Source organism: Serratia liquefaciens, from assembly GCF_027594825.1.
Classification (GTDB): domain Bacteria; phylum Pseudomonadota; class Gammaproteobacteria; order Enterobacterales; family Enterobacteriaceae; genus Serratia; species Serratia liquefaciens_A.
In genome coordinates, this window is sequence record NZ_CP088930.1 from 4,175,052 (window position 1) to 4,200,748 (window position 25,697).

Below are 25,697 nucleotides of genomic sequence, written 5' to 3' on the forward strand. Positions count from 1 at the left end.
GCTGCCGACTGCCCGTGGCAGCCCGCAGAGTCCCCCCTCTTAGCTGACAGGAGCCTGACCTCATGTCTCATTCCCCACCTCTGGATATTGAAAGCTTCATCGATAGCGCGGGGTTTTCCCCGTTCCAATGGCTATTGCTGCTGCTGTGTTTTTTGGTGATTTTCATGGACGGTTACGATATGGCCGCGATTGCCTACGTGGCTCCTTCACTGCTGGACGAATGGGGAGGGCAGAAGGCTGAACTGGGGCCGGCCATGAGCGCGGCGTTGTTTGGTTTGGCTTTTGGTTCGCTGCTGTCGGGGCCGCTGGCGGATCGGGTGGGCCGCAAACCGGCGGTGATCTATTCCGTATTGCTGTTTGGGGTGTTCAGTCTGGCAACCGCCTGGTCATCTTCGATAGGGTCGTTGACCCTGCTGCGTTTTATCACCGGATTAGGCTTGGGGGCGGCGATGCCCAATAGCATCACGCTGCTGTCCGAATACTGCCCCAGCAAACGGCGCACCATGATAGTCAGTGCCATGCTGTGCGGCTTCCCGCTGGGCGCAGCTGTAGGTGGCCTGCTGGCCGGTTACCTTATCCCTTCATTTGGCTGGCGTTCGGTGCTGGTGGTGGGGGGCGTCGTGCCTATCCTGCTGTGCGTAGCCTTGCCCTGGTTACTGCCGGAATCGGTGCGTTACATGGTACTTAAGGGCTATCCCAGTGCCCGTATTCGCGCCATTCTACGGCGTATAAAGAAGGAAGGCGTCGAGCGGGCAGAGCAGTTCGTGATTGCGGACAAAATTGCCGACGGACACTCCGCTATCCGCGCCATTTTGAGCTCTCCTCATCGCACTATCACCGGCTTGCTGTGGCTTAGCTGTTTTATGAGCATGCTGGTGTTTTATATGATTGTTAGCTGGATGCCCCTGTTGCTAAAAGAGGCGGGGCTGTCGGTGCTGCAATTCTCCCATATCAGCGCGCTGTTCCCGTTAGGCGGTGGCGTGGGATCCATACTGATCGGTTGGGTGATGGACCGCCGTGAACCCAACAAAGTATTGGCTTTGACCTATCTGATTGCCGGGTTATTGGCCTATGGCGTAGGGTTGGCGGTCGGCAACGTCACCCATACTCTGCTGTTGGGTTCACTGGTGTTCTTTATGGGGTTTGTTTCTGGTGGCGGGCAGTCTGCACTGGCGTCGCTGGCCGCTTCGTATTACCCCACCGGTTGCCGAGCTACCGGGGTGGGCAGCATGTATGGCGTGGGGCGTTTTGGTGCCATATCCGGTGTGCTCGCCGGCGCTGAACTGTTGCGTCACCAGTACCCTGCGGCGACCATTTTCAGCCTGTTGCTGATCCCAGCCTGGTTGGTTTGCCTGGCGCTAATGCTGAAGTATTTCAGCGGGCGGCGGCGAGAGCCACTGTTGACCCGCCTGCAGGATAAACACTGAATACGGCGCCCACGATTGGTGCACTGCATCGCTCAACTGTCTTCTTATTCCACCGTTGAGGGAACTGCGGGGCCGGGTTGATTCGCTTATCTGCATCCTGAAGAAATAATTCGGGATTGAAGCCCTGGCTGTGCGCTGGGGCTTTGGTTTATGTGATCCGATCGGTGAACAATTGAGCTTTTGTTTATGCTGCAGCGTTAAAATACAGCCAAATGCCCATTAGGATCTCACCGTGCGTAAATCAAAATTCTTGCTGGTAACGTTACTCTGCCTGTGTGCAGCTACCGCGCTTTATGTATTGGCCTACCGGTCGCTGGGTCATTATCTCAGCGACGGCGAGAAAGCCTACCCCGATATCAGCATTGAAATCCGCTAAGACCCGCCATCCTATCCCAACTGGTTGCTTTGTACCGCCGCGGCAGTGCCGGTTTGGGCCGTATTTATAACGTCGCAGTATCGCCAATGAAAAGGCGCTATTTTTCGTCGGGAAGGAAATAATGCCCGCACTTAGGGCAGATCATGGTGATGTTTTTACGCACTTTGCGACCGTTTTGCTCAGAAGCGTGGGCGCATTTTGGGCAGATCACTTTTACTGATGAGTCACTGAACATCTTAAGGGCATCAAAGATAGACATATCTTTCACCGGGTAGATGTAAGGAGCCTCAGTCTAACATTGGCCGGGGTTAATAGCCCTTTATTGATTATTTATTAATCATTTCTGTGGGGCCGCGCGGTGATGTGGGGGCTCTGCATCAAACGGCGCAACAGTAAAAATGTCACATTTCCATCCGAGGTTACATCTGCCGGATCAACCTTACGCAGGCATGACAGTTCTATACATTGTGGCTGGTAATTTAACAGCTACCCGATGATGTTGTGTGTTATCCATTCCCTGTAGTGTATTACCCCATCCCTGTTAATTTTATCCCGCCTTGTGCGGGATTTTTTTTATCTGCGCGTAATCGCCAGTCCGCCAAACATAATGTCGCGGGTGGCCTGCAGCGCCAGAAAATCATGGGGGAAACCGAGCTCGATGGTATTGGGGTTGTGGGGTTCACTTTCTGCTGAATTTTACCTTTATTATCCCGCTAATCGGCAAATGCCGCGTCCGCTGCGTGCGTTTATCGATTTCGCCCGGCAGCAGGGTTAACGGGCAACAGCGAGCTGATATGCGTCCGGTTTTTTTGAATAACTCTGTCAGATAAATTTGGTATTCCCTCCAGTGACAGTTAAGTAGATTGGATCAGAGTATCTCCGGGTGCCATCGGCACCCTCATGCAACGATCAGGGAGTTTCTAATGGCGAAGACAGTGGTAATTTTTCACTCCGGCTACGGCCACACCGAACGTTTGGCAAACGTGGTTGCGCAAGGTGCCGAAGCGGAACTGATCGCTATCGATCAGGAAGGCAATATCAGCGATGAAGCCTGGCAAAAACTGGATGAGGCGGATGCCATTATCTTTGGTTCGCCAACCTATATGGGGGGCCCGTCCTGGCAATTTAAAAAATTCGCCGACGCCAGTTCAAAAGCCTGGTTTACCCGCAAGTGGCAGGACAAGGTTTTTGGTGGCTTCACCAACAGCGCCAGCCTGAACGGCGATAAGCAGGTTACGCTGATCGCTCTGCAAACGCTGGCCTCCCAGCATGGCGGCCTGTGGGTTAGTCTGGGGTTATTGCCGGCTAATACCAAGTCGGCGCAGCGTACCGACGTGAACAATCTCGGCGGTTCTGTAGGGCTGCTGGTGCAGACGCCTTCGGATGCCGGTGTGGATGAAATGCTGTCGGGCGATCTGGAAACCGCCGCGCTTTACGGCCAACGCGTTGCGGGCTTTGCCGCGAAACTGGCTTAAGTATTATTCCCTTGCACGCTAAAGGGGAGATTAGCCAGGCACGCTTTTATTCATACGCACACTTTTTGCTGCTCATTTTTTCTACACAATTGGGGCGTAAATTAGGGTGCGTTATTAGCCTGCTTGGGCTAACACTGCATTTCGTACAAATATTCCCGGTTCCTAGACCGGGTTTTTTGTTGCTAAGGTGTGCTTAAGCTTGCGGCGATACAATGAGCGGCAGCAGGGCCAGCAATGGCCGTGTCGTAACTGTCAATTAGCTGCTCTTCAAGCGAGCCCGCACTGTGCGGGCTTAATTTGATGACAAACACCCGAAAAGCGTGGTTTTCGGATGTTTGGGGTAAACCTGAAGACATAATCCTTTGTTTTTATTCGCACATAAAACATAACTTTTAAGTACAAAGGACTTTGTCAGCAGTCTGAGCCCGCACTGCGGGCTTTTTTTATGAATTGCGCTTCGTTGCGTGTTACCGGAAAATAATAACCGGCAGCGCGGCTTGAGCGGCAAGTAAAATACCCATCTTATTATTATGGTTTTGGCGTTGTGATGATCGGTGAGGGTTTACGCTATGCTGATAGATATCCTTGAACATTATTTTCGGGCGGGTGAAAATCCGTTTCGCGTTGAAGGATACCGCTGAGCGGTGGCGTTAAGAGCATTCTGTTAATAAAAAACGAATCTATCTTTGTTGCTGATCTGTCTGTATTTTTTAATTTTAACTCTGATTGTTATGTCTTCCTCATCATCTCGGGCGGGGGAATATGCATAGAATTGCTCTGGTGATTATAAATATATGGGTAAGGCGATGAACGCCAGAATAAACGCCAAGCAGGGATTGCCGGTCGCCATCCAGTTGATCACGCTTTTTCTGCTGGCCTATTTACTGTCCCTGCTGGGTATTTTTACACGCCCAATAGGTTCGCTTTCTCTGTTTTGGCCGGTGAATGCGATTTTACTCGGTCTGCTATTACGCAAGCCCGCCTATGCCAGCCCTGCCGGGTGGTTGATCACCTATCTTGGGATGATTGCCGCCGATCTGACTAATGGCGAAAGCCTGGCGCTGGCGCTGTGGCTGAATGCCTGCAATATGTCCCTGATTGCCACCGGCTATGGTGTGATGCTGCTGCTGCCGCAGTCGCAGCGCCGAATGGGCAAACCTCAGGCCATCCTCTACATGTTCACCGCCAGCCTGAGCGGTGCGGCAGTGGCGTCGACGCTGTCAATATTGCGCAACGACAGCCTGTACAACAACACGGCGATTATTGCCTGGCTGGCGTGGTTCAGCGAACAATTTTCGACCAACCTGCTGCTGCTGCCTGTCCTGCTGGCAGCCCCACGAATTAAGCAACTGCTGCGCATGCAGATCAACTGGCAGCTGCGCGCCGGTATGCCACTGCTGGCGCTGCTGTTTTCACTGGCGTTTAGCGTCTATATCGGCGGGCCGGGGGCGATTGCCTTCCCAATACCTGCGTTGCTGTGGTGCGCGGTTCGCTATCAGTTGTTCACCGTGACTCTGCTGACGTTACTGACCGGCATGACCGAGATCAGCAGCATTTCAGCCAACCTGATGCTGTATGAAACGCCGAACAACCACAATGCCTTCCTCGATACGCTGATGTCGGCCCGCCTGGGCATTGCCATGCTGGTCATGGGGCCGCTGATCCTTTCCAGCTCAATCGCGGTTAACCGTAAGCTGCTGCGGCGTCTGGAGCACAGCGCCAACCATGATTTCCTGACGGGCGTGTTGGCGCGTAACGCCCTGACGCGCAAGGCCGGAGAGCTGTTGGACCACAAACTTAAATCGAAAGAAGCGGTGTCCTTGCTGCTGATCGATATCGACCATTTTAAACAGATAAACGACACCTACGGCCATTTGGTCGGCGATCAGGTGTTGGCTTCATTCGCCCACATCGTCAGGCGCGAGCTGCGTCACGATCAGCTGTTTGGGCGTTTGGGCGGTGAAGAGTTTGCGATTATGCTGCCGCGCGCGCTGGCGGCGCAGGGCGTGGCCCTGGCAGAGCATTTACGGCAGTTGGTGCAAAAAGCCGACTTGTCCCCCGGCGGTAAAGTGTCGTTAAACATCACCATCAGCGTGGGTGTCGCCAGTCTGGCGATGAACGAAGTGAAATCGCTGGAACAGCTGATGAATATGGCGGATATCGCGCTTTATCGCGCCAAGTCGCAGGGGCGTAACAGGGTGGAGTCGTTTAATGTGATCAGCGGCAACAGCGTGGGCCACATCCTGTTTAAATAAAGGGGTCAGTTCTGCTTGGGTTCAAACTCGGTGCCGCAGTTTGGGCAGATCAGCATGACTTTTTGCTGCAGCATCGAGCACTTTTGGGTCGTCACATAGGCGCATTTCGGGCAGGCGATTTGGGTTGAGCGGTTGATGAAACCTTTAACACTGCTGGTATCAGACATAATAAATGGCCTGTGTCAGGTGAAAACCCACGCTAACACAGGTGGTATCAAATTGCTTAGAATGTTTTATACCCGTCGCCTTTCAAGCTGCAGCGTTGTTACCTGCACTCAATTATGTGGCCCGTCCATGGGCCACACCCCTTTTAGGGGCCGCTGCCAGCAGCGTTCAAATCTGCTCCCGGCAGATTTGTCCCCCAGTTACTTACTGAAGTAAGTTACTGGGGATGAGCTAGCTGGTCGCCTAGCTACAACTCGAAATTCATAGGGTATATGCGGCTGGCGGTGGTTGTGATTACAGGCTTTTAAGCACTTTCAGCGTTTCGTCCATGTCGATCTCGTGTTCGGAGAAGGTATGGGTTTCGTTCTGGAAGGTGGTGATGGTCAGCATGCGCAGCGTCTGCATGGCCTGGGACGCGTCCTCAGACTGCGGGCGGATGCGGTTCATCAGCAGGCCAACCGACAGCACGGTATTTTCTTTATCCACGTCCGCTTTCACCGGCACTTCCTTGGTGAAAGTATTGAAGGATTTGATGCTGGTGATTTTGATTCTTTCGTTGGCGATGATGATGTACTTGCTCGACGCCAGCACCTTGACCGCAAATGCCGAAGGGCCTTTGGTGTTGTTGGTCGGTTCGAAAGTCACCGCCGCGTTTTTCTTAATCAGCTCCGGGTTTTGCACTTTAATCACGTGAAAATAACGATTTTCCCCGTTCTCGTCGGTAATAAAGCCGAAGCCTTTGTCTTCAAAAAAAGTCGTTATCTTGCCGTTCATCATCATTCTCATAAAGTCGTTCAATACAGTGCTTATGATAGCGCGGAATGCCTTGCAGTGACAGATTGCGTGCCCGGCATTTGATAATGCGATAACGGCATTTAGCCGCGTGGTGGCCGCATGCTATTTTCAGCCTGACTTTATTCATTTCTGAAAGGGAAAATCGATGGGAATTAAACGGCTTAACCACGCGGTGTTGTATGTCAGCGACGTGCAACAAAGTGCGGACTTTTATCATCAGGTGCTGGGATTCAAGCTCAAGCCTTCGGGCAGCCCCGATAAAGCGGTGTTTACCCAGGCGGCCGATTCGGACAATGATCACGATTTGGCGCTGTTCAGCAAGAACCTGGGGCAGCAGCGGGCCGGCGTTTTTCGTGCCAACGGCGAGCCGCCGGCGGAAAACGAGCCTCCGGCCGGGTTGTATCATCTGGCCTGGGAGGTCGATAGCCTGGACGAACTGGAGCGCATTCGCGATCAATTGGCGCAGCGGGGCATTCTTGGACTGGAGGAAGACCATGGGGTGCACAAGAGCATCTACGGGCATGATCCGGACGGGCTGCTGTTTGAAGTGACCTGGTTTATTCCGGCAGCGCTGCAGACCGAAGAAGATCGCAACCAGCGCGGCATCAAACCGCTGGATTTCGTCGCCGAAAAGCGCCGTTTCGCGCAGGCATGATAGAACGGGGCGCCGTTGGGCGCCCTGCAGTTACAGAACCTTATTGAGAAAGTTGACGGTGCGGTGATGCTGCGGATGGTTCAGTACCTGCCGCGCATTCCCCTGTTCGACGATTTGCCCATCGACCATAAAGACAATCTGATCCGCCGCTTCGCGCGCAAAGCCAATTTCATGGGTCACCACTACCAGCGTAACCCCCAGATCCGCCAGCCCTTTGATGACGTCCAACACTTCGCCAACCAGTTCCGGATCCAACGCCGAAGTCGGTTCATCGAACAAAATCACCTTTGGATTCAGCGCCAGAGCACGAGCAATGGCGATACGCTGTTGCTGACCACCGGACAGATGGCGCGGGTAGGCATCCGCCTTGTGCCGCAGGCCGACGGTATCCAGCAACTGATAAGCGACCTCTCTGGCCTGGGCCCGCGAGTAAATCTTATGCACCACCGGCGCTTCAACGATGTTTTCCAGTACCGTCAGGTGCGGGAACAGGTTGAAGTTCTGGAACACGTAGCCGACGTTGATGCGCTGCTTGAGAATGGCGTTTTCTTTCAGCTCATACAGCTTGTCGCCCTTGCGCCGATAGCCGACGTAGTCGCCGTCGATACGGATAAAACCTTCGTCGACGCGCTCGAGATGGTTGATGGCCCGCAGCAGGGTGGACTTGCCGGAGCCGGATGGCCCAAGAATGACCGTGACGGTTCCCGGTTGCAGCGTCAGGCTGACGTCGTCCAGCGCTTTATGCTTGCCAAAATATTTGCTCACGTTGCTGATTTCAATCAGGCCGCGGGCCGGTACCGGGACAATGTTGCGCACCGGCGCTTCGCGCAGGGCATAATAATCAATGGCTTCGGACATGGGATCCTCCTAACGTTTTAACCAGCCGGCCAGTTTCTGCCATGGCGTTGGCGGCAGTTCGCGGACCGCGCCCCGGGCGAAATAGCGTTCGATGTAATACTGAATGACCGACAATGCGGTAGTGATGAACAGGTACCAAACCGTGGCGACCATCAGCAGTGGAATCACCTGCTGAGTGCGGTTGTAGATCACCTGAATGGTGTAAAACAGCTCCGGCAGCGCCAATACGTAAACGATTGAAGTTCCTTTCGCCAGGCTGATGATTTCGTTGAAACCGGTCGGCACGATGGAGCGCAGCGCCTGCGGCAGGATAATGCGGAAAGTGCGGCGATAGCCCGGCAGGCCGAGCGCCGCCGCTGCCTCATGCTGGCCATATTCCACGCCGAGAATGCCGCCGCGGATGATTTCTGCGGTATAGGCCGATTGCACTAATGTGAGCCCCAGCACCGCCACGGAGAACTGGCTGAGAATATCGATGGTCGGATAGCTGGCGAACACCAGTGAAGTAAAGGGAATTCCTAACGAGATCGCATCGTACAGGTATGAAAAGTTATACAGAATAATTAGCACCAGAATCAGCGGCAGTGAGCGGAACAGCCAGATATACCCCCATGCCAGCGAGGCCAGCAGATAAGAGCGTGACAGCCGCGCCAGCGCCAGCAGGGTGCCGAAGATGATGCTGAACAGGGTACCAAGCAGCGTCAGCAGCAGGGTCTGCCCCAAGCCCGACAGCACCGCAGGTGCAAAGAACCATTCGGCGAAGACGCCCCATTCCCAACGTTCGTTAGCCGCCACCGACTGGACGATGGCCGCCAGAATAAAGACTGAAAACAGCGCGCCCACCAGCCGTAGCGGGTAGCGTGCAGGAACCACTTTTAACACTTCTTGTTTGGACATCGCAGGTCTCCTGAAACAGATCAAAGGGTGAATAAGGGGCGCTCCCCTAGGCAATCTTCCTTTCCGGCGCGCAACAGAGTGCGTCCGCTGTTATCAGGCTTTTACGAAACGGCAGCCGGCCGTCGTAGGGTGGGCGGCTGTAAACTTCACTGTCGACGCTGGGATCGAACTGCGGTTGATAACCGTTGCTCAAATACAGGCCCACGGCTTCCGGCTGGCGAAAGCCGGTGGTCAGATAGAGCTGGCGATAACCCTGTTCCAGCGCCAGCGTCTCCAGCTGCTGCAATACCCGCTGCGCCAGCCCCTGTCGGCGCAGGTCTGTTCGGGTCCAGATACGTTTGAGCTCGGCAGTTTGCGGATCGTAGCGTTTGAAGGCCCCCATGGCGATGGGCTCGCCGGCCCGCAGCAGCACGGTAAAGGCTCCCTGCGGTGGGGCGTACAGATCCAGCGTTTCCTGCTCCTGGTCACCAAAATAGTTGCCGTAGCGTTGGCGGTACTCGTCAAACAGCCCGGCGATCACCGGCGCGATCAGCGGATCGTTCGGCAGCGTTTGGATAAAAACGTCATTTGCCATCTGCATGCTCCTAATCGCCCAAGCCTTGAGGGTTGATCTCCGAATGCGGGATGCGTTCGACGCTTTCCCCCCAGCGATTCAGCACCTGATCGTATTGACCGCCCTGGATCACCCCGTTCAGCGCTTCGTTCACTGCGTACACCAGGCCATTGCCTTTTTTGGTGGTGACGGCGATGTGTGCCACTTTTGGCCAGCCGCCGTCTACCGTGCCAGCCAGTTTGGTTCGGCCATTGAGCGCAGCCTTGTAGGCACCCATGACATTGGGACCGAAGTAAGCATCGGCGCGGCCGGACTGGAGAGCCAGTGTGGCGGCAGCGTCATCGGTGACGTAGACAGGCTGCAGCGGTTTCAGCCCTTGCTGTTGGTTCTGTTTATCCCACTCGAGCAAGATTGCTTCCTGGTTGGTGCCGGAGCCGACGATGATCTTCAGCCCGGCAATGTCTTTCGCCTCTTTAATCGAGGCGATCTTGCCGTTCGATTTCACGTAGAAGCCGAGGGAATCGATGCGATAGGTGGCGAAGTCGAAGCGTGTCTTACGCTCTTTGGTCACGGTGACGTTAGTGATAGCGGCGTCGTATTTTCCGGAGGCGACGCCCAGCGGCCAGTCTTCCCAAGAGGTTTGCACCACGTTAAGTTCCAGGCCCAGGCTGTCGGCAACCAACTGGGCGATGTCGGACTCGCTGCCAATCAACGTTTTATTGTCCGAGGCGAACAGCGCCAGCGGCGGGGTGTTGAGCGCGGCAATCGCCACGGTGAAATTGCCCGGTTGTACGAAATGGAAGCCTTGCGGCAGTTTAGCGATCGCCTGTGGGTTTTTAGCCACGTGGATACGGGTTTCATTGGCTTTTAAATCGATGCCGGTGCCGGCTGCCAGGGCAGCGCCAGCCAGGCTCAACGAAGCCAACAGTGCGGCAACGGCGGTGACGGTAAAGGTTTTTCGCATAGCAGCTATCCCTGAAAAAAATATTATTGTTATTGAGTAAATTGGTTCAGTGGCTGCTTCAGGCCAAGGTGATCGCGCAGCGTGTCGCCGCTGTAATCGCTGCGGAACAGGCCACGTTGTTGCAAAATGGGCACCACACGGTCGACAAAGTGGTTGAATGAATTGGGCGTACCGCCGCTGATGATGAAACCGTCGGCAGCCTGGGTGTCGAACCAGTCTTGCAGGCCGTCCGCCACGGCTTCCGGCGTTCCCCCGAAGACCGGGCGCGGCGAGGCCGCTTCCAGCGCCACTTCGCGCAGCGTCAGATTGCGCTCCCGGGCGTTGCGTTTGATGGCGTCGGTGGTGCTGCGAAAGCTGTTCTGCCCCAGATCGCCAATGTCCGGGAAGGGCTCATCCAGCGGGTGGCGCGAGAAGTCATAGTGCTCAAAGTAGCGGCCCAGGTAATTGAGCGCATTTTCAATGCTGACCAGGCGCGCGGTTTCCCAATACTGGCGTTCTACGTCTTCATTGTCGTCACCGACAATCACGCTGACGCCCTGGAAAATCCGCAGGTCATCCGGTTCACGCCCCTGTTCCACCAGCTGTTTTTTGACGTCCTGATAAAATGCCTGCGCCTGTTGTTGCGATTCATGATGGGTGAAAATGGCATCGGCGTGTTTGGCGGCCAACTGCTTGCCGTCTTCCGAAGCGCCCGCCTGGAACAGGATCGGACGGCCCTGAGGTGTGCGGCCGATATTCAGTGGCCCCTGCACCGAGAAGAACTCCCCCTGATGGTTCAGGGTATGCAGTTTTCCGGCGCTGAAAAATTCGCCGCTTTGCTTGTTACGCACGAAGGCATCGGTTTCCCACGAGTCCCACAGCCCTTTGGTCACGTCGAGGTATTCGCTGGCAATGCGGTAACGCAAGCTGTGTTCTGGATGTTCGGTACGCGAGAAATTCTTCGCCGATCCTTCCAGTGGCGAGGTGACAACGTTCCAGCCCGCCCGGCCTTTACTCAGATGATCGAGGCTGGCGAACTGGCGCGCCACGGTAAAGGGATCGCTGTAGGAGGTGGATAGTGTGCCCACCAGGCCGATTTTGTCGGTGGCGGCGGACAGGGCGGCAAGCAGGGTTAGCGGTTCAAAACGATTAAGGAAGTGCGGGATGGACTTCTCATTGATATATAAGCCGTCGGCAACAAACACGAAATCCAATTTACCCTGTTCGGCTTTCTTTGCCGTGGCAATATTAAAATCGAGATTAATACTGGCGTCGGCGGTGGCATCCGGATGCCGCCAGGCGGACATATTTCCCGACGCGCCATGCAAAATGGCGCCAAGACGCAATTGCCGTTGATTATTCGCACTGTTGCTCATTGCTTTCACCCTGTTAAATGCCGGTGTGGCGCTCTCTTTAGAGCTTCCACTATTGATTAGCGTCATCAGGATGTAAAACAACAAAACAGCATATTCAAATGTTGAAAATAGCAAATATAACGGTGAGGGAAATAATAAATCGCAGCGCAGAATACTCTGCGCCGCGAAATAATAATCAGGCAGGTTTTACACGTTGCTGGTGGCTTTTTCCGGCACCGTGGCTAATTGTTGCAGCGTGCGTTCCGCCAACAGTTCGAAATATTGCGATGCGGGGAAAATCGCCTGTTCATCCGGATTGAAACGCGGATGGTGCAGGCCGAACTCGCTCGCCGAGCCGATGCTGACGAACACGCCAGGGACATGGTGCAGATAAAGCGCGAAGTCTTCGCCCCCCATTTGCAATTCTGCCTCTTCCACCCGGTAGCCCGCTTCGGCCGCGACGGTGTTACTGAATGCCGCCCAGCGCGGGTCATTGACGACGGCCGGCGGCCCGGCCTGCCAGCGCAGCTCTGCTTCGGCGCCTAACGAGGCGGCTACGCCGTTAATCACCTGGCGGATTTTATCCGGCACCTGACGGCGAACTGCATCACTGTGGGTGCGCACCGTGCCTTCCAGCTCCACGGTTTGCGGCAGAACGTTCCAGGTATTGCCGCCTTCGATGCGTGTGACGCTCACCACCAGGGATTCCAGCGAACTGAAGCTGCGGCTGGGCAGGGTCTGGAGGGCGGTGACAATCTGGCTGGCGGTGACGATGGTGTCGACCCCTTGCTCCGGCTTGGCAGCGTGCGCGCCCTTGCCGGTGATCAGGATCTGGAAACGATCGACGTTGGCATAAAATGCGCCTGCACGGGTGGCAAAGGTGCCTGTCGGCAATTCTGGCGCGTTATGTAAGCCGAATACCGCAGCCACGTTATCCAAAGCACCGGCATCGATCAGGTGTTGGGCACCGTTAAAGGTTTCTTCTGCCGGCTGGAAGAAAATGCGCACCGTACCGGGCAGGGTAGATTCGCGCGCTTTTAATAAGTGGGCGGTGCCAAGCATCACTGAAGTGTGGAAATCATGCCCACAGGCGTGCATCACGCCGCTGTTTTGCGAACTGAACGGCACGCCAGAAATTTCTTCGATCGGCAAGGCGTCTATATCGCCGCGCAAGGCAATGATCGGCCCCTTGCCACTGCCGATTTCGGCTACCACGCCGGTCTTCAGCCCGAGCGGCAAAATACGGATACCGGCCTCTTCCAGCCAGCGGGTCAGGCGCGCGGTCGTGGCAAACTCGTGGTTGGACAGCTCAGGGTTCTGATGCAGTTCACGGCGGTAGGCGATGATTTTTTCGGCCAGTTGGCTGGTCATAGTCTTGGCTCACAGTGGTTAATAAGTTCTAACCCTAGTGCAGGGGGGCCGGAAGCAAAAAGACTGTCTGGTTATATTTCATAGCGATTGTGTCTGCATCAGTCCGTCAATGCGCGTTGACGGCCGATCAAACAGGCGTTCGACCGCTGTTCGCTGGAGTTTGGAGAGGATTGGACTGCCCGTGACGGCAATGGCCAAAGGGGCGGGCGGTTTACAGCGGCGGAGACGGATTTTTTCACTTTTTATCGTTTTTATGTGATCCAGGTTGTGGACAAAATCCCGTCTAATTGCTGTACTGTACTGGACACACGTTTTGTGTCTTACATTCACGTTAAAGGTAAGTTTGATGTCTAAGATTAAAGGTAGCGTTAAGTGGTTTAATGAATCCAAAGGCTTCGGCTTCATTACTCCGGAAGATGGTAGCAAGGACGTTTTCGTTCACTTCTCTGCCATCGCTAGCAATGGTTTCAAAACTCTTGCTGAAGGCCAGCGTGTAGAATTTGAAATCACGAACGGTGCCAAAGGGCCATCTGCTGCTAACGTTATCGCTATCTAAGCTACAGTAGCCGAAATTCTTAAAACCCGCTCCCTGAGCGGGTTTTTTATTGCCTTTTTACGGCGATTTACGCCTGTGGTTTGCGTACCAGTAGCTTAAACAGCAGGATGGCGATGGCATAACAGCCGACAATGGTTAGCGCCATCGACACGCTGGAGGTGCCACCCAGGCCGGTAAGCGGCACGCTGCAGGCACCCAGCGCGAACATGCTCACGCCAATCAACGCAGAGGCGCTGCCGGCTTTGTCCCCCTGGCTTTGCATCGCCAGGGAAGACGCCGTAGGACCTACGATGCCGATCACCGCTACCGAGAAGAACAGCGGCACCAGCAACAGCGTCAATGGGGCATGCAGGCTGGCGGCCAGCAACAGCAGCAGCGAGGAAACCGCGGCCAGCGTTAAGCCGCCTTTCAGCACCTTTCTTTCACCCCAATGTATGCTCAGGCGACTGGAGACTTGCGCCGAGATAATCAACCCGACGCCGTTGATGGCGAAGCACAGGCTGAACATCTGCGGGCTGAGGCCGTAAATCTGTTGCAGCACAAAAGGAGAGGCGCCGATGTAGGCGAACATCCCGGCCATCACAAAGCCTTGCGTCAGGCACAGGCCCATAAATTGGCGTTGGGTCAGCAAGCCGCCCAGCGATTGCAACATCGCCAATATCCCGCCCTGGCTGCGACGTTCCGCGGGCAGTGACTCGCTCAGTTTCAAACTGGCTAACGTAAACAGCAGCACTGCGATCCCTGCCAGTACGCCGAAAATTCCTCGCCAGTCCATGAACTGCAACATGGCGCCCCCCAGCACCGGCGCAACGATCGGCGCCAGGCCGTTAACCAGCATCAGCAAGGCGAAGAAACGTGTCAGTTCATGCCCGGAATAGAGATCTCGGGCGATAGCGCGTGAAATCACAGCGCCGCCGGCACCGGCCAGTCCTTGCAACAGGCGGGCAACCAGTAACTGGTCGATATTCGGCGCCAGTGCACACCAGAGGGAAGCGAACAGCAGCAGCGCTAACGAAACCAGCAGCGGACGCATGCGGCCGAGCTTGTCGCTGTAAGGGCCGAAAATCAGCTGGCCGACACCCAGCCCTAACAGGCCGGCCGTCAGGCTGAGCTGTGCCGTGGCGGTAGAGGTTTTCAGCTCTCCGGCCATCTCCGGCAGGGCGGGCAGGTAGAGATCGATGCACAGCGGCCCCAGTGAGGCGAGCAGGCCAAGCACGAGCGCGTACACCAGACGTTGTCTGGCTAATTGTCTGGTCATAAGGATTAAGGTTTCCTGAACAGGTGAGAGATAGCTTGTTGGTATAGGCCGTTCAGCAAGCCGACGTCGGCCTTTTGTGTGGTGAGCATGCGATAACCGGTGCCTTCGCTCAACACCGCGACAAATTCTACCCTGGCGGCAATTTCCTGCTCGCTGAAATACGGGTAGAGCCGGCGCAGGCTTTGGCAAACATGATGGAACAAGCGCGTTTCCGCATCGCTGAGCATTTTAGCCACCGTTGGATTACGGGTGGCTTCAGCGGTCACTTCCAGCATCAGCATGTGATCGGTTTCTGTTTCGCCCGGCTGCTGAAACAGGCTGCGTGCCGCCAGAGTGCCGGCGATCAGGTTGATATGATCGCCAAGATCTTCCAGCCGCTGCATTTTACTGGCAATGATGCGGTTGACGATTTCTTCGATGATGGCGTCTTTATTGTCGAAATAGCGGTAGATCTGGCCAACGCTCAGCTGCGAGGCATGCGCGATTTGCGCCATGCTGGCGGCGTGAAAGCCGTGCTGGCGAAAGCAGAGTTTTGCGGCGTCGACAATCTGATCGCGGCGGGCCTGCACTTTAGCCTGCTTGCTGTCGCTGGTGGATATCATGTCCCGATCCTTTGCCAAGAAATGTGTTGTTCACCTTCTGGGTGTGAACGTTCATTCTCAATTGTAATGCAACAACGGTAATAGGCAATAGGGCAACTGTAAAGGCGGGGAAGCGCTGCGGTTTAGGCGAACAGATAAACCTTGATAAAGGCGGCAACAACCAGCAGGCACAGCAGGGTTGCGGCAACTTCAGTGACGGTTCTTGGCAGGCTTGGCATCTGAGTTCTCATCCAGTTGGGGTGACTGGATGAGATTATGCGCACGGGAGATTAAGGAAACATTAAGGCAACGAAATCACCTATTGCCCGTTGACCCAGATGACCAGCATAAACGCCAGCAGGGTCATCGCCAGCGATCCCGCCAGGTTGAGCAGCATATTGCCCAGCGCCCAGGCGAAACGACCATCCTGCAGCAAATACACCACTTCCAGAGAAAAGGTGGAAAAGGTGGTCAGGCCGCCGCAAAAACCGGTGGTAATCAGCAGTTTCCAGGTTGGATCCAGATGCGTCATCCGGGTGAATATCGCCATAGCCAGGCCGATGATAAAACCGCCCAGCAGGTTCACCGCCAGCGTCCCCAGCGGAATGTGCGCGTTCAGCGGGTTCATCTTCATGCTTATGGCCCAGCGCAGCACGCTGCCGACACCGCCACCAATAAAAACTGCCAGTAAAGAACTCAACATGGTCGAAATTACCTTTCATTCAAGGGGAAATAAAACTCAGAAAGGTTCAGGCGTAACGCTACGCACCCCTCTGAGAGGTTACGTAGACATCATCAGCCTGTGAGGGCGGTTATGGAGGAATGTCATCTCCGTTGTTCGGCACGGCTGTTTAGCTGCGCATAGGGAATGTTACACCTAGCGCAGCCCGTTTTGTAGTAGCAAAAGTGACAGAAAAAGCGCAAATCGTCACTCTGGGCGTCAATGGCCGGGTACGGCCAGCTCCAGGCGATTGCGGCCGTTGTTCTTCGCACGGTACAACGCATTGTCTGCGGCCTTCAGCCAGTCCAGGTAGCCGCTCATCTCGCCGTGATAATCCGCAATGCCGGCGCTGATGTTGAGCCGAAGCTGCGGGGCTTCGCGAAAAATGACCTCGTTCAGCCGTTCCTGAATGCGTAACAGCGCGATGCTGGCTTGCTCGGCGCTGGTGTTGGGCAGCACTGCGCCAAATTCGTCGCCGCCGTAGCGCCCAACGATATCCACGGCGCGCAGGCCGATTAACAGCTCTTCCGCCAGCACCGCCAGCGCCTCGTCACCCAACGCATGGCCGAAGGTATCGTTGATGGTTTTAAAGCGATCGATATCCATCAGGATCAGGGTTGCGGTGTGCTGATAGCGGCGACAACTGTCAAATTGATGATGCAGCAAATGCTCCCAGTGGCGGCGGTTGTACAACCCGGTAAGCCCGTCGCGCATGCTGATGCGCAGCAGCTCCTGTTTTTTCTCCGCCAGCCGTTTTGCCGTGCGGTAGGTGACTAACCCCAGCAGCACCGGATAGAGGTAGATCATTGGCAGGCACAGGTAGACCTGCAGCGCCGTGCTTTCCGGCTGAAAGGGGAAGCCCATCAGGGCACCGATGGTCAGGGCGCCGGCCAGCTGTGCCATCAGGCCTTTGAAGAACAGTGGTTTACCCGCGGCGGCAATGTTGTTCATTCCCATCATCGATAAGATAACCACCGACGGCAAGGCATTAAAGGCCATCATCGCCACCCATAGGCCGCCGAAAAACGAATCGAGCAGCAGGTTACGGATTTCGGCCTTGAACGGCTGGGGGGAACGTCGTGCCCATTGGTAGGCAAGGTGCGGCCAGATAAAACCGTGCAAAATAAGCAAGACCCACAACCAAGTGGCGGTGTTTTGCGTGTAGAAAACTGAAAATACGCACAGGGAGCCGATGCCCAACCCGACGATACGCGGCAGGTAGGTGCGTCTGGCAAAGCTAAGGCCGGATTTTCGGGTATCTATGACTGATGGTTTGTACATCCGGCAACTCCATGATGAGCAGGGTGACAGCGTACCACGCGGCTTCTAAACTCAGAATAGTCTGATTAATGTCCTATGCGGATAAAATCGAGCCGTGGCGGGGATCTCACTCTGTTACATGTTGCTGTTGTCTTGCTCCGGAGAAAGTAGGTAAATACCCACAGGCAAGGTTTGTTTTCTCGCTGCGTGCGCAGCGCTATATGAATAAGAAGGTGAGTATGGAAGGGATCAGTATTACCAAACTTCTGGTGATTGCGGTGTTGATCATCTTGCTGTTCGGTACCAGCAAACTGCGTACTTTGGGCGCGGATTTGGGTGCTGCGCTGAAGGGCTTTAAAAAGGCCGTGGGCGATGATACCACCCCACCGCCGGCCAACACGGCAGAAAGCCAGGCCAACCCGCAGAGCGTCGAAAAGAAAGACGTTTAATAACGCTTTCTGCCGGGCAATAAAAAACGGATGCCGCGAGGACATCCGTTTTTTGCCGTTTCCGCAGAGGGAAACGTAACAAATCATTGCTGCGGTTACTTCACTTCCATCCCTTTTGCCTGCAAATCGGCATGGTAGGAAGAACGAACAAACGGACCGCAGGCAGCATGGGTAAAGCCCATTGCCATCGCTTCTTCTTTCATTTCATCGAATTCGGCCGGGCTGACGTAACGCTGCACCGGCAGGTGGTGACGGCTTGGCTGCAGGTACTGGCCCAGGGTCAACATGGTGACGCCGTGGCGACGCAGATCGCGCATTACCTCAACGATTTCCGCATTGGTTTCCCCCAGGCCGACCATCAGGCCAGACTTGGTTGGGATATGCGGATGCGCTTCCTTAAACCGCTCCAGCAGCTTCAATGACCACTCGTAGTTAGCGCCCGGACGCACCTGGCGGTAAACACGCGGCACGTTTTCGAGATTGTGGTTAAACACGTCCGGCGGCGTTTCGGTCAAAATTTCCAGTGCGCGATCCATACGGCCGCGGAAGTCTGGCACCAGGGTTTCAATCTTGATGGTCGGATTCTTGACGCGGATAGCCGCGATACAGTCGGCGAAGTGCTGGGCACCGCCGTCACGCAGATCGTCGCGGTCAACCGAGGTGATCACCACATAGCGCAGGCCCATGTCGGCGATGGTCTGAGCCAGTTTCTCCGGCTCGTTGGCATCTGGCGCCACCGGGCGGCCGTGGGCCACGTCGCAGAACGGGCAACGACGAGTACAGATAGCGCCCAGGATCATAAAGGTGGCGGTACCGTGGTTGAAACACTCAGACAGGTTCGGGCAGGAAGCTTCCTCGCACACCGAATGCAGACCGTTTTTACGCATTGCGGCTTTAATGCCCTGAATGCGCGTAGAGTCGGCAGGGAGTTTGATTTTCATCCACTCGGGTTTACGCAACAGCTCCTGCCGTTCGGTGACCACCGTTTTAATCGGGATCAACGCCATTTTGTCTGCATCGCGGTATTTGACGCCGCGTTCCATCTGAATTGGTTTACTCATAATCGTGCAGGTTCCAGTTACGAAGCTCGACCTTCGGGTAGCCGAGTAAATGAACAAATTCCTGTACCAGGACGGGGTGTACGTCTTCTATGCCGACGCCGGGCGCCAGCGCGCTGACCTGCGCCATCTGCATACCGGCGTAACCGCAAGGGTTGATACGCTGGAAAGGGGTGAGATCCATGGCAACATTCAGGGCCAGGCCGTGGAATGAACTGCCTTTGCGGATCCGCAAACCCAACGAACAGATCTTTTGCTCCCCCACGTAAACACCGGGCGCATCCGGACGGGCACGCGATTCAATGTGAAAGTGGGCGAGGGTATTAATAACGGTATCTTCGATAGCCGTGACCAGTTGGCGAACGCCAACCTTGCTGCGTTTCAGATCGACCATCACGTACATCACCTGTTGCCCTGGCCCGTGGTAGGTTACCTGGCCACCGCGATCGCTCTGGATCACCGGAATGTCACCCGGCATTAACAGATGCTCCGCTTTACCGGCCTGGCCCTGGGTAAATACGGGCTGATGCTGAACCAGCCACAGCTCATCGGGCGTGGTTTCGGTTCGGCGATCGGTGAAGTTGTGCATGGCTTGGGATACAGGCTCGTAGGGCTGCAACCCCAGCTGACGCAAAATGATCTTGTCTGGTTGCAAAAGAGTCATCGTCAGGTTACAGAAGTGGTAAAGCCATTATACCGGGCGCTCTGGCCCGCGACCAGCATTTCGCTGACCAAAAATGCGCAACCCGGGCAGAGGATGCTCTGGCCCGGGCTGAAAAGTAGAGGATTGTGCTGGAATTACAGCACCATGCGGACAATTTCAAGGTTGCCCAACTCATCATATAAGGTTTCCACCTGGTCGATATGGGTGGCATTGATGGTGATGGACACGGAGTGGTAATTGCCTTTGCTGCTAGGTTTAACCTGCGGGTTATAATCCCCAGGAGCGTGGCGCTGCACCACTTCAACCACCTGGTCTACCAGCTCGGGTTGTGCCAGGCCCATTACCTTGTAGGTAAATGAGCAAGGGAATTCGAGCAGTTCGTTCAGTTTAGTTTTCATGTGCGCTCCAGAGTGCGGCTATCGATATAGCGAGTCTATAAATTATAACTCCCGCCGGAGCGGGAGTTAATGTTAATCAGTATATGGGGGCAATTTTGCCCATTTCAACTGTTAACCGAACCAGTGGTGGAACATCAGTTTGATGTAATCCACGATACGGCTGAAGAAACCGCCTTCTTTCACTTCGTTCATCACCACCAGCGGACGCTGATCGATGGTTTTACCGTCCAGCTGGAAGTTGATGCTGCCGACAACCTGGTTTTTAGCCAGTGGCGCATGAATTTCCGGGGTGTTCAGCACGTAGCTGGCTTTAAGATCTTTCATGCGGCCGCGTGGGATGGTCAGGTAAACGTCTTTGTCTACGCCCAGTTCAACGCGATCTGCATCGCCGAACCAGACTGGCTCAGACGCAAACTCTTTGCCCACTTTCAGTGGCGCAACGGTTTCGAAGAATCGGAAGCCCCAGGTCAGCAGTTTCTTGCTCTCGGTTTCGCGGCCTTTATAAGTGCGGCCACCCAGCACAGCGGAGATCAGACGCATCTGGCCTTCGGTAGCGGAAGCGACCAGGTTGTAGCCCGCGGCGTCGGTATGGCCGGTTTTGATGCCGTCCACGTTCAGGCTGGTATCCCACAGCAGACCGTTACGGTTCATCTGGCGGATGTTGTTGAAGGTGAACTCTTTTTCTTTATAAATTGCGTATTCGTCCGGCACGTCGCGGATCAGCGCCTGGCCGATCAACGCCATATCGCGTGCGGAGCTGTACTGACCCTGAGCGTCCAGGCCATGTACCGTTTGGAAGTGAGTGTTTTGCAGGCCAAGCTTGCTGACGTAGGTGTTCATCAGGTTAACGAATGCGTCCTGGCTGCCGGCCACGTAGTCGGCCATTGCCACACAGGCGTCGTTACCGGACTGCAGGTTGATGCCGCGGGTCAGCTTGGAGACCGGTACGCGGTCGCCAGGCTTCAAAAACATCAGGGAAGAGCCTTTGAATACCGGGTTGCCGGTCGCCCAGGCATCTTGACCTACGGTCACCAGATCTTCCTGGCCGATTTTGCCGGCTTTCAGCGCTTGACCGATGACGTAGCTGGTCATCATTTTTGTCAGGCTGGCAGGGTCACGGCGCGCATCGGCGTTCATTTCCGCCAAAACTTTACCGGAATTGTAATCAATCAGGACGTAGGATTCCGCATCGATCTGCGGCACGCCTGGGATCATGGTCTTGATATTAACGTCATCGGCATGCGCAACGGTGGTTGCACTCATCGCGATAACGGTGCCGAGCGCTATGCTCTTGATTAAGCGAAAAGAAGTTACTTGTTTCATGATCGAGACTACAACATCCATGAGGGTAAAGTTAAAAACGAGCCACACTATAACAGATGAGATCCCGGCAGGCATTAGCCAATCCTCTGACTCATCACGCTTTACAAGCTTTTGCTGAAAGAAAATGTTTCAGCTAAAAGTCAGCTTATCAGTCGTGATTGTCCGCCGGTCTACGTTTAAGGTGCGGCAGTGACAAAAGATTGTTGCTGCGCTTCAGTGGCCAGACGCTGCTGCAGCTGAGCCGCTTGTTGACGGTCGCTGAACGGGCCGAGCTGTACGCGGTAAACGCTGCCGTTGGCGGCAACCTTACCCGGTACGCCAAATTTTTGACTCAGGCTTTGTTGCCAGCTCTGCGCGCGCTCGGCACTGCTCAGCGCGCCGACCTGTACCACATAACCGCCAGCTGAAGAGGCGCTGCTTGCGGCAACGGCTGCGGTCGCGGCGACCGGTGCGACAATGGCCGCGGGTTCAGGCTCGGAGCCTTCCAGTACGCCAGCCGGTACGGCGCTTGGCGCACCGAGAAAGCCGCTGCGGCTATTACCGGCGGTGCTTGCCGGAGCGGCATCGCCGGTATTCAGGTTGCTGTTGTCAATCGGGCGCACGGCGGCACCGCTGGCCACAGGGGCGTCCTGCTGGATTGGGGTTCCCATGCTGCTGGAGCCCAGATCCGGGCGAGAAGGCAGGGCATAGCTTTGTTTGGCGACGGTGGTGCCGATGGTGCCAGGGCCACTGAGGGTGCCATCCGGGGCAACGTTGATGAAATCAACCTTGACCTTGGTGTTGTTGGACAGGTTCAGACGATCGGCGACGGCTCGCGACAAATCGATAATGCGACCTTTGGTGTAAGGCCCGCGATCGTTAACTCGCACCACCAACTGGCGGCCATTGGCCAGGTTGGTCACGCGTACGTAGCTTGGGATCGGCAGCGTCGGGTGCGCGGCGGTCAGGCCGTTAGGATCGAACTGTTCCCCCAGCGCCGTGGTATTGCCCCTGGCTTCTTCGCCATAGGAGCTGGCCAGACCGGTCTGCGAGAAATTCTGCGGATCTTTCACAATGCGGTAAGTGTCGCCATTAACCTTATAATCCTGCATGTTATTAGGGTTATAGGGTTCATATTGAGGCTCAACGCCACCGATTTCCACCACCGGTCCGTTATACGGCTGCTGCGGCGGCGCTTGCTGTTCCGTGGTCGGGGCGGTACAGGCGGAAAGCAACACCGCGACTACGCCGACCCAAAGCCATTCCTTACGCATTACTCACCTCTTATAAACTTTTAGACATCATTTTCCGATGCGTGTGGATCGACATGATAATGCCGAACCCAGCCATAAGCACAATCAGCGCCGAACCCCCGTAACTGACCAGAGGCAAAGGTACGCCAACTACCGGCAAAATACCACTGACCATACCAATGTTAACAAACACATAAACGAACAAAATCAGCATCAGCCCGCCGACCATCACTCGGCCGAAGGTGGTTTGCGCCTTGGCGGCGATCATCAGCCCGCGGATAATCACCAGCAGGTACAGCGCCAGCAGCACCAGTACCCCGATCAGCCCCAGTTCCTCGGCCAGCACCGCGAAGATAAAGTCGGTGTGGCGCTCCGGCAGGAATTCCAGCTGTGACTGGGTGCCATGCAGCCAGCCTTTACCGGACAAGCCGCCTGAGCCGATGGCAATTTTCGACTGAATAATGTGGTAACCGGCGCCAAGGGGGTCGGTTTCCGGATCGAGCAGCATCATGACGCGGTCGCGCTGATAGCCGTGCATCAGGAAGAACCACAGCACCGGGATAAAGGCCGCCAGCAGCACGGCGGCTACGGCGATCAGCTTCCAGCTCATGCCGGACAGGAACAGCACGAACAGGCCGGAGGCGGCGATCAGAATCGAGGTACCCAAATCCGGCTGCGCGGCAACCAGCAGCGTCGGCAGGAAAATCAGCACCAGCGCAATGGCCGTATTCTTCAGCGAAGGGGGGCAGACGTCGCGGTTCATAAAGCGCGCTACCATCAGCGGTACCGCGATCTTGGCAATCTCGGATGGTTGGAAGCGCACGAAGCCGAGATCCAGCCAGCGCTGTGCGCCTTTACTGATCTGGCCGAAAGCGTCCACTAAAATCAGCAATATCACGCAGAAAATATACAGATACGGCGCCCAGCTTTCATAGACCCGCGGCGGGATTTGCGCCATGACGGCCATGACGATCAACCCCATGACAATCTGGCCGATCTTGCGCTCCATCATGCCGATGTCCTGACCGCTGGCGCTCCACATAACGAACGCGCTGTAGACCAGCAGGGCCAGAATTAGCAGCAGGAATGTAGGGTCGATATGGATTTTGGTCCAGATCGACGCTTTTTGTTGGCTTTCAGTCATGTTCTACCTTAATCACCTTCTACACCAGGCGGCAGCGGAGCCGCGTCCGGTAATTGCGTATTGTTGTCGCCCAGCAAGATATGGTCGAGGATCTGACGAGTGATCGTCCCGACCGCTGGACCGGCACCGCCGTTTTCCAGAATAATGGCGACCGAAACCGTCGGATTATCGAAGGGAGCGAAGGCCGTCATCAGTTTGTGGTCACGCAGGTGCTCTGCGAGTTTGTGGGCGTTATAGGTTTCGTAACCGAATACCTGTGCGGTCCCCGATTTCGCCGCGGCTTTGTATGGTGTACCTGCAAAGTACTTGCGCGCCGTCCCGTTGGGGCGGTTGGCCACGCCATACATGCCGTCTTTGGCAATTTCCCAGAAGCCGGAATGAATATCGCCGATCTGCTTGCTCTCTTCCTGCTGGAAAGGGACCAGCACGCCATTGATGCGGGTGCTCTGCAGCAGGTGCGGCGTTTTGACGTTGCCGTCGTTAATCAGGGTGGTCAGCGCCTTGGCCATCTGGATCGGCGTCGCCGTCCAATAACCCTGGCCGATACCTACCGGAATGGTGTCCCCCTGATACCAGGGCTTTTTATAACGTTTGAATTTCCAGTCGCGGGTCGGCATCAGGCCGGAACGCTCTTCGGACAGATCGATGCCGGTATATTCGCCGTAACCGAACTTGGTCAGCCAGGTTGACAGGCGATCGATGCCCATGTCGTAAGCGACCTGGTAGAAGAAGGTATCCGCGGATTCTTCCAGCGCTTTGGTGACGTTCAGGCGGCCGTGGCCCCATTTTTTCCAGTCGCGGAAGCGTTTTTCCGAGCCGGGCAGTTGCCACCAGCCGGGATCGAAGACGATGGTGTTCTTGGTGATCACTCCGGCGCTGAGCGCCGAAACGGAAATATAAGGCTTCACCGTGGAGGCCGGTGGATAGAGCCCCTGAGTGGCACGGTTGATCAGCGGCCGGTTCGGATCGTTGAGCAGCCCCTGGTAATCCTTGCTGGAGATGCCATCGACGAACAGGTTCGGGTCATAGCTGGGGTTGGAGACCATAGCCAGAATGCCGCCGGTGCGCGGATCGCTCACCACCACTGCCGCACGGCTGCCCACCAGCAACTGCTCGATATAGCGCTGCAGGTTGAGATCCAGCGTCAGATAGACGTCTTTGCCGGCGGAAGGCGGCTGCTCATGCAATTGACGGATCACCCGACCACGGTTATTGACTTCAACCTCTTCGTAGCCGGTTTTGCCATGCAGGGTTTCTTCGTAATAGCGTTCGATACCCAGCTTGCCGATATCATGGGTTGCGGCATAGTTGGCCAGCTTGCCGTCTTTATCCAGGCGTTCGACGTCGCGGTCGTTGATCTTCGACACGTAGCCGATCACATGTGTCAGGGCGGAGCCATAAGGGTAATAGCGACGCTGGTAGCCTTTGACCTCTACGCCGGGGAAGCGGAACTGGTTAACCGCAAAACGCGCCACCTGCACTTCGCTCAGGGCGGTTTTCACCGGGATAGAGACGAAACGGCGCGAGCGCTTACGCTCTTTTTCGAAGTTGACGATATCGTCATCGGTTAAATCGACCACCGAACGCAGCGCCTGTAGCGTGGCTTTCAGATCATCGACCTTTTCCGGCATCAGTTCCAGTTGGTAAATGGTGCGGTTGAGCGCCAGCGGAGTGCCGTTGCGATCGTAAATAATGCCGCGGCTGGGGGCGATCGGCACCAGTTTGATGCGGTTTTCGTTGGAGCGGGTGCGGTAATCCTCAAAGCGGACGATTTGCAGATTATACAGATTGGCGATGAGGGTGCCGGTCAGCACCAGGATGACCAAGAACGCCACCAGGGCGCGGCGTACAAACAGGGCAGATTCAGCCGTATAGTCGCGAAAAGGGTTACGTTCTATTTTCATCCCGCTGCTTTATTTCACTCTGTC

General features: G+C 55.6%; 27 protein-coding genes and 1 riboswitch. Of the genes, 7 read left to right on the plus strand and 20 right to left on the minus strand.

Annotated elements, in window-relative coordinates:
- Positions 1-62: 62 nt before the first annotated feature.
- Both LQ945_RS19125 and LQ945_RS19130 read left to right on the plus strand, forming a co-directional pair.
- The gene (locus LQ945_RS19125) at positions 63-1,427 is read left to right on the plus strand and encodes an MFS transporter (RefSeq protein ID WP_270101492.1); all 1,365 of its coding nucleotides are present in this window, start codon (positions 63-65) and stop codon (positions 1,425-1,427) included.
- 232 nt (positions 1,428-1,659) lie between these two features.
- Positions 1,660-1,803, plus strand: a complete 144-nt coding sequence (locus LQ945_RS19130) for a hypothetical protein (protein ID WP_182823425.1) — start codon at positions 1,660-1,662, stop codon at positions 1,801-1,803.
- Between the two features lie 97 nt (positions 1,804-1,900).
- Here the strand turns inward: LQ945_RS19130 and LQ945_RS19135 are convergent, their stop codons facing one another.
- Positions 1,901-2,062, minus strand: a complete 162-nt coding sequence (locus tag LQ945_RS19135) for a YnfU family zinc-binding protein (RefSeq protein WP_220496837.1) — start codon at positions 2,060-2,062, stop codon at positions 1,901-1,903.
- 664 nt (positions 2,063-2,726) lie between these two features.
- Here LQ945_RS19135 and LQ945_RS19140 point away from each other — a divergent pair.
- Together LQ945_RS19140 and LQ945_RS19145 are read left to right on the plus strand one after the other, a co-directional pair.
- Positions 2,727-3,278, plus strand: a complete 552-nt coding sequence (locus LQ945_RS19140) for a flavodoxin family protein (RefSeq protein WP_044548820.1) — start codon at positions 2,727-2,729, stop codon at positions 3,276-3,278.
- 806 nt (positions 3,279-4,084) lie between these two features.
- A complete protein-coding gene (locus tag LQ945_RS19145) occupies positions 4,085-5,533 on the plus strand; it encodes a sensor domain-containing diguanylate cyclase (RefSeq protein WP_044548822.1) in 1,449 nt (482 codons plus the stop codon).
- A gap of 5 nt (positions 5,534-5,538) precedes the next feature.
- On the opposite strand, the gene LQ945_RS19150 is transcribed toward LQ945_RS19145, so the two are convergent.
- Together LQ945_RS19150 and LQ945_RS19155 are read right to left on the minus strand one after the other, a co-directional pair.
- Positions 5,539-5,700 (minus strand): YnfU family zinc-binding protein, encoded by a 162-nt coding sequence (locus LQ945_RS19150; protein WP_262240408.1) that lies wholly within the window; start codon positions 5,698-5,700, stop codon positions 5,539-5,541.
- 292 nt (positions 5,701-5,992) lie between these two features.
- The gene (locus LQ945_RS19155) at positions 5,993-6,472 is read right to left on the minus strand and encodes a cold-shock protein (RefSeq protein WP_262240419.1); all 480 of its coding nucleotides are present in this window, start codon (positions 6,470-6,472) and stop codon (positions 5,993-5,995) included.
- 166 nt (positions 6,473-6,638) lie between these two features.
- Here LQ945_RS19155 and LQ945_RS19160 point away from each other — a divergent pair, with 166 nt between their 5' ends.
- The gene (locus LQ945_RS19160; protein ID WP_182823435.1) at positions 6,639-7,148 is read left to right on the plus strand and encodes a VOC family protein; all 510 of its coding nucleotides are present in this window, start codon (positions 6,639-6,641) and stop codon (positions 7,146-7,148) included.
- 30 nt (positions 7,149-7,178) lie between these two features.
- Here the strand turns inward: LQ945_RS19160 and LQ945_RS19165 are convergent, their stop codons facing one another.
- From LQ945_RS19165 to LQ945_RS19190, 6 genes are all read right to left on the minus strand, one after another.
- Complete coding sequence (locus tag LQ945_RS19165) at positions 7,179-8,006, minus strand: amino acid ABC transporter ATP-binding protein (RefSeq protein ID WP_044548825.1); 828 nt, start codon at positions 8,004-8,006, stop codon at positions 7,179-7,181.
- Between the two features lie 9 nt (positions 8,007-8,015).
- Positions 8,016-8,903: an amino acid ABC transporter permease gene (locus LQ945_RS19170; protein ID WP_044548827.1), complete on the minus strand. Its 888-nt coding sequence runs from the start codon at positions 8,901-8,903 to the stop codon at positions 8,016-8,018.
- Positions 8,904-8,949: 46 nt separating this feature from the next.
- Positions 8,950-9,477 (minus strand): GNAT family N-acetyltransferase, encoded by a 528-nt coding sequence (locus LQ945_RS19175; protein WP_182823437.1) that lies wholly within the window; start codon positions 9,475-9,477, stop codon positions 8,950-8,952.
- 10 nt (positions 9,478-9,487) lie between these two features.
- Complete coding sequence (locus LQ945_RS19180) at positions 9,488-10,420, minus strand: ABC transporter substrate-binding protein (protein WP_270101493.1); 933 nt, start codon at positions 10,418-10,420, stop codon at positions 9,488-9,490.
- A 29-nt stretch (positions 10,421-10,449) separates the two neighbouring features.
- Positions 10,450-11,775 carry an LLM class flavin-dependent oxidoreductase gene (locus LQ945_RS19185; protein ID WP_044548831.1) on the minus strand — a complete coding sequence of 442 codons (1,326 nt, stop codon included), beginning with the start codon at positions 11,773-11,775 and terminating at the stop codon, positions 10,450-10,452.
- Positions 11,776-11,961: 186 nt separating this feature from the next.
- Positions 11,962-13,125, minus strand: a complete 1,164-nt coding sequence (locus tag LQ945_RS19190; RefSeq protein ID WP_270101494.1) for a M20 peptidase aminoacylase family protein — start codon at positions 13,123-13,125, stop codon at positions 11,962-11,964.
- 346 nt (positions 13,126-13,471) lie between these two features.
- Here LQ945_RS19190 and cspE point away from each other — a divergent pair, with 346 nt between their 5' ends.
- A complete protein-coding gene (cspE, locus tag LQ945_RS19195) occupies positions 13,472-13,681 on the plus strand; it encodes a transcription antiterminator/RNA stability regulator CspE (protein WP_002210315.1) in 210 nt (69 codons plus the stop codon).
- A 67-nt stretch (positions 13,682-13,748) separates the two neighbouring features.
- On the opposite strand, the gene LQ945_RS19200 is transcribed toward cspE, so the two are convergent.
- From LQ945_RS19200 to LQ945_RS19215, 4 genes are all read right to left on the minus strand, one after another.
- Complete coding sequence (locus LQ945_RS19200; RefSeq protein ID WP_044548849.1) at positions 13,749-14,939, minus strand: multidrug effflux MFS transporter; 1,191 nt, start codon at positions 14,937-14,939, stop codon at positions 13,749-13,751.
- 5 nt (positions 14,940-14,944) lie between these two features.
- Positions 14,945-15,541, minus strand: coding sequence for a TetR/AcrR family transcriptional regulator (locus LQ945_RS19205; protein ID WP_270101495.1), 597 nt, complete (start codon positions 15,539-15,541; stop codon positions 14,945-14,947).
- A gap of 298 nt (positions 15,542-15,839) precedes the next feature.
- Positions 15,840-16,223, minus strand: coding sequence for a fluoride efflux transporter CrcB (crcB, locus tag LQ945_RS19210; protein WP_020825608.1), 384 nt, complete (start codon positions 16,221-16,223; stop codon positions 15,840-15,842).
- Positions 16,224-16,299: 76 nt separating this feature from the next.
- Positions 16,300-16,362, minus strand: a riboswitch (Fluoride riboswitch).
- 98 nt (positions 16,363-16,460) lie between these two features.
- Complete coding sequence (locus LQ945_RS19215; RefSeq protein ID WP_269934416.1) at positions 16,461-17,522, minus strand: diguanylate cyclase; 1,062 nt, start codon at positions 17,520-17,522, stop codon at positions 16,461-16,463.
- A gap of 218 nt (positions 17,523-17,740) precedes the next feature.
- Between LQ945_RS19215 and tatA the strand changes: the two genes are divergently transcribed.
- A complete protein-coding gene (gene tatA, locus LQ945_RS19220) occupies positions 17,741-17,950 on the plus strand; it encodes a Sec-independent protein translocase subunit TatA (protein WP_020825610.1) in 210 nt (69 codons plus the stop codon).
- A gap of 95 nt (positions 17,951-18,045) precedes the next feature.
- Here the strand turns inward: tatA and lipA are convergent, their stop codons facing one another.
- The 7 genes from lipA to mrdA all read right to left on the minus strand — a co-directional run bounded on the left by lipA (position 18,046) and on the right by mrdA (position 25,673).
- On the minus strand, positions 18,046-19,011 hold the full coding sequence (gene lipA, locus LQ945_RS19225; RefSeq protein ID WP_262240402.1) for a lipoyl synthase: 966 nt from the start codon (positions 19,009-19,011) through the stop codon (positions 18,046-18,048).
- Positions 19,004-19,672 carry a lipoyl(octanoyl) transferase LipB gene (gene lipB, locus LQ945_RS19230; protein WP_044548854.1) on the minus strand — a complete coding sequence of 223 codons (669 nt, stop codon included), beginning with the start codon at positions 19,670-19,672 and terminating at the stop codon, positions 19,004-19,006. The genes lipA and lipB overlap by 8 nt, the downstream gene beginning before the upstream one ends.
- Before the next feature lie 134 nt (positions 19,673-19,806).
- Entirely contained in the window at positions 19,807-20,070 is a 264-nt protein-coding gene (gene ybeD / locus LQ945_RS19235) for a DUF493 family protein YbeD (RefSeq protein ID WP_020825613.1), read from the minus strand.
- Between the two features lie 111 nt (positions 20,071-20,181).
- Entirely contained in the window at positions 20,182-21,393 is a 1,212-nt protein-coding gene (dacA, locus tag LQ945_RS19240) for a D-alanyl-D-alanine carboxypeptidase DacA (protein ID WP_020825614.1), read from the minus strand.
- 176 nt (positions 21,394-21,569) lie between these two features.
- Entirely contained in the window at positions 21,570-22,646 is a 1,077-nt protein-coding gene (gene rlpA, locus LQ945_RS19245) for an endolytic peptidoglycan transglycosylase RlpA (RefSeq protein WP_270101496.1), read from the minus strand.
- Between the two features lie 10 nt (positions 22,647-22,656).
- Positions 22,657-23,769 (minus strand): peptidoglycan glycosyltransferase MrdB, encoded by a 1,113-nt coding sequence (mrdB, locus tag LQ945_RS19250; RefSeq protein ID WP_044548856.1) that lies wholly within the window; start codon positions 23,767-23,769, stop codon positions 22,657-22,659.
- An 8-nt stretch (positions 23,770-23,777) separates the two neighbouring features.
- Complete coding sequence (mrdA, locus tag LQ945_RS19255; RefSeq protein WP_262240399.1) at positions 23,778-25,673, minus strand: peptidoglycan DD-transpeptidase MrdA; 1,896 nt, start codon at positions 25,671-25,673, stop codon at positions 23,778-23,780.
- Positions 25,674-25,697 lie beyond the last annotated feature (24 nt).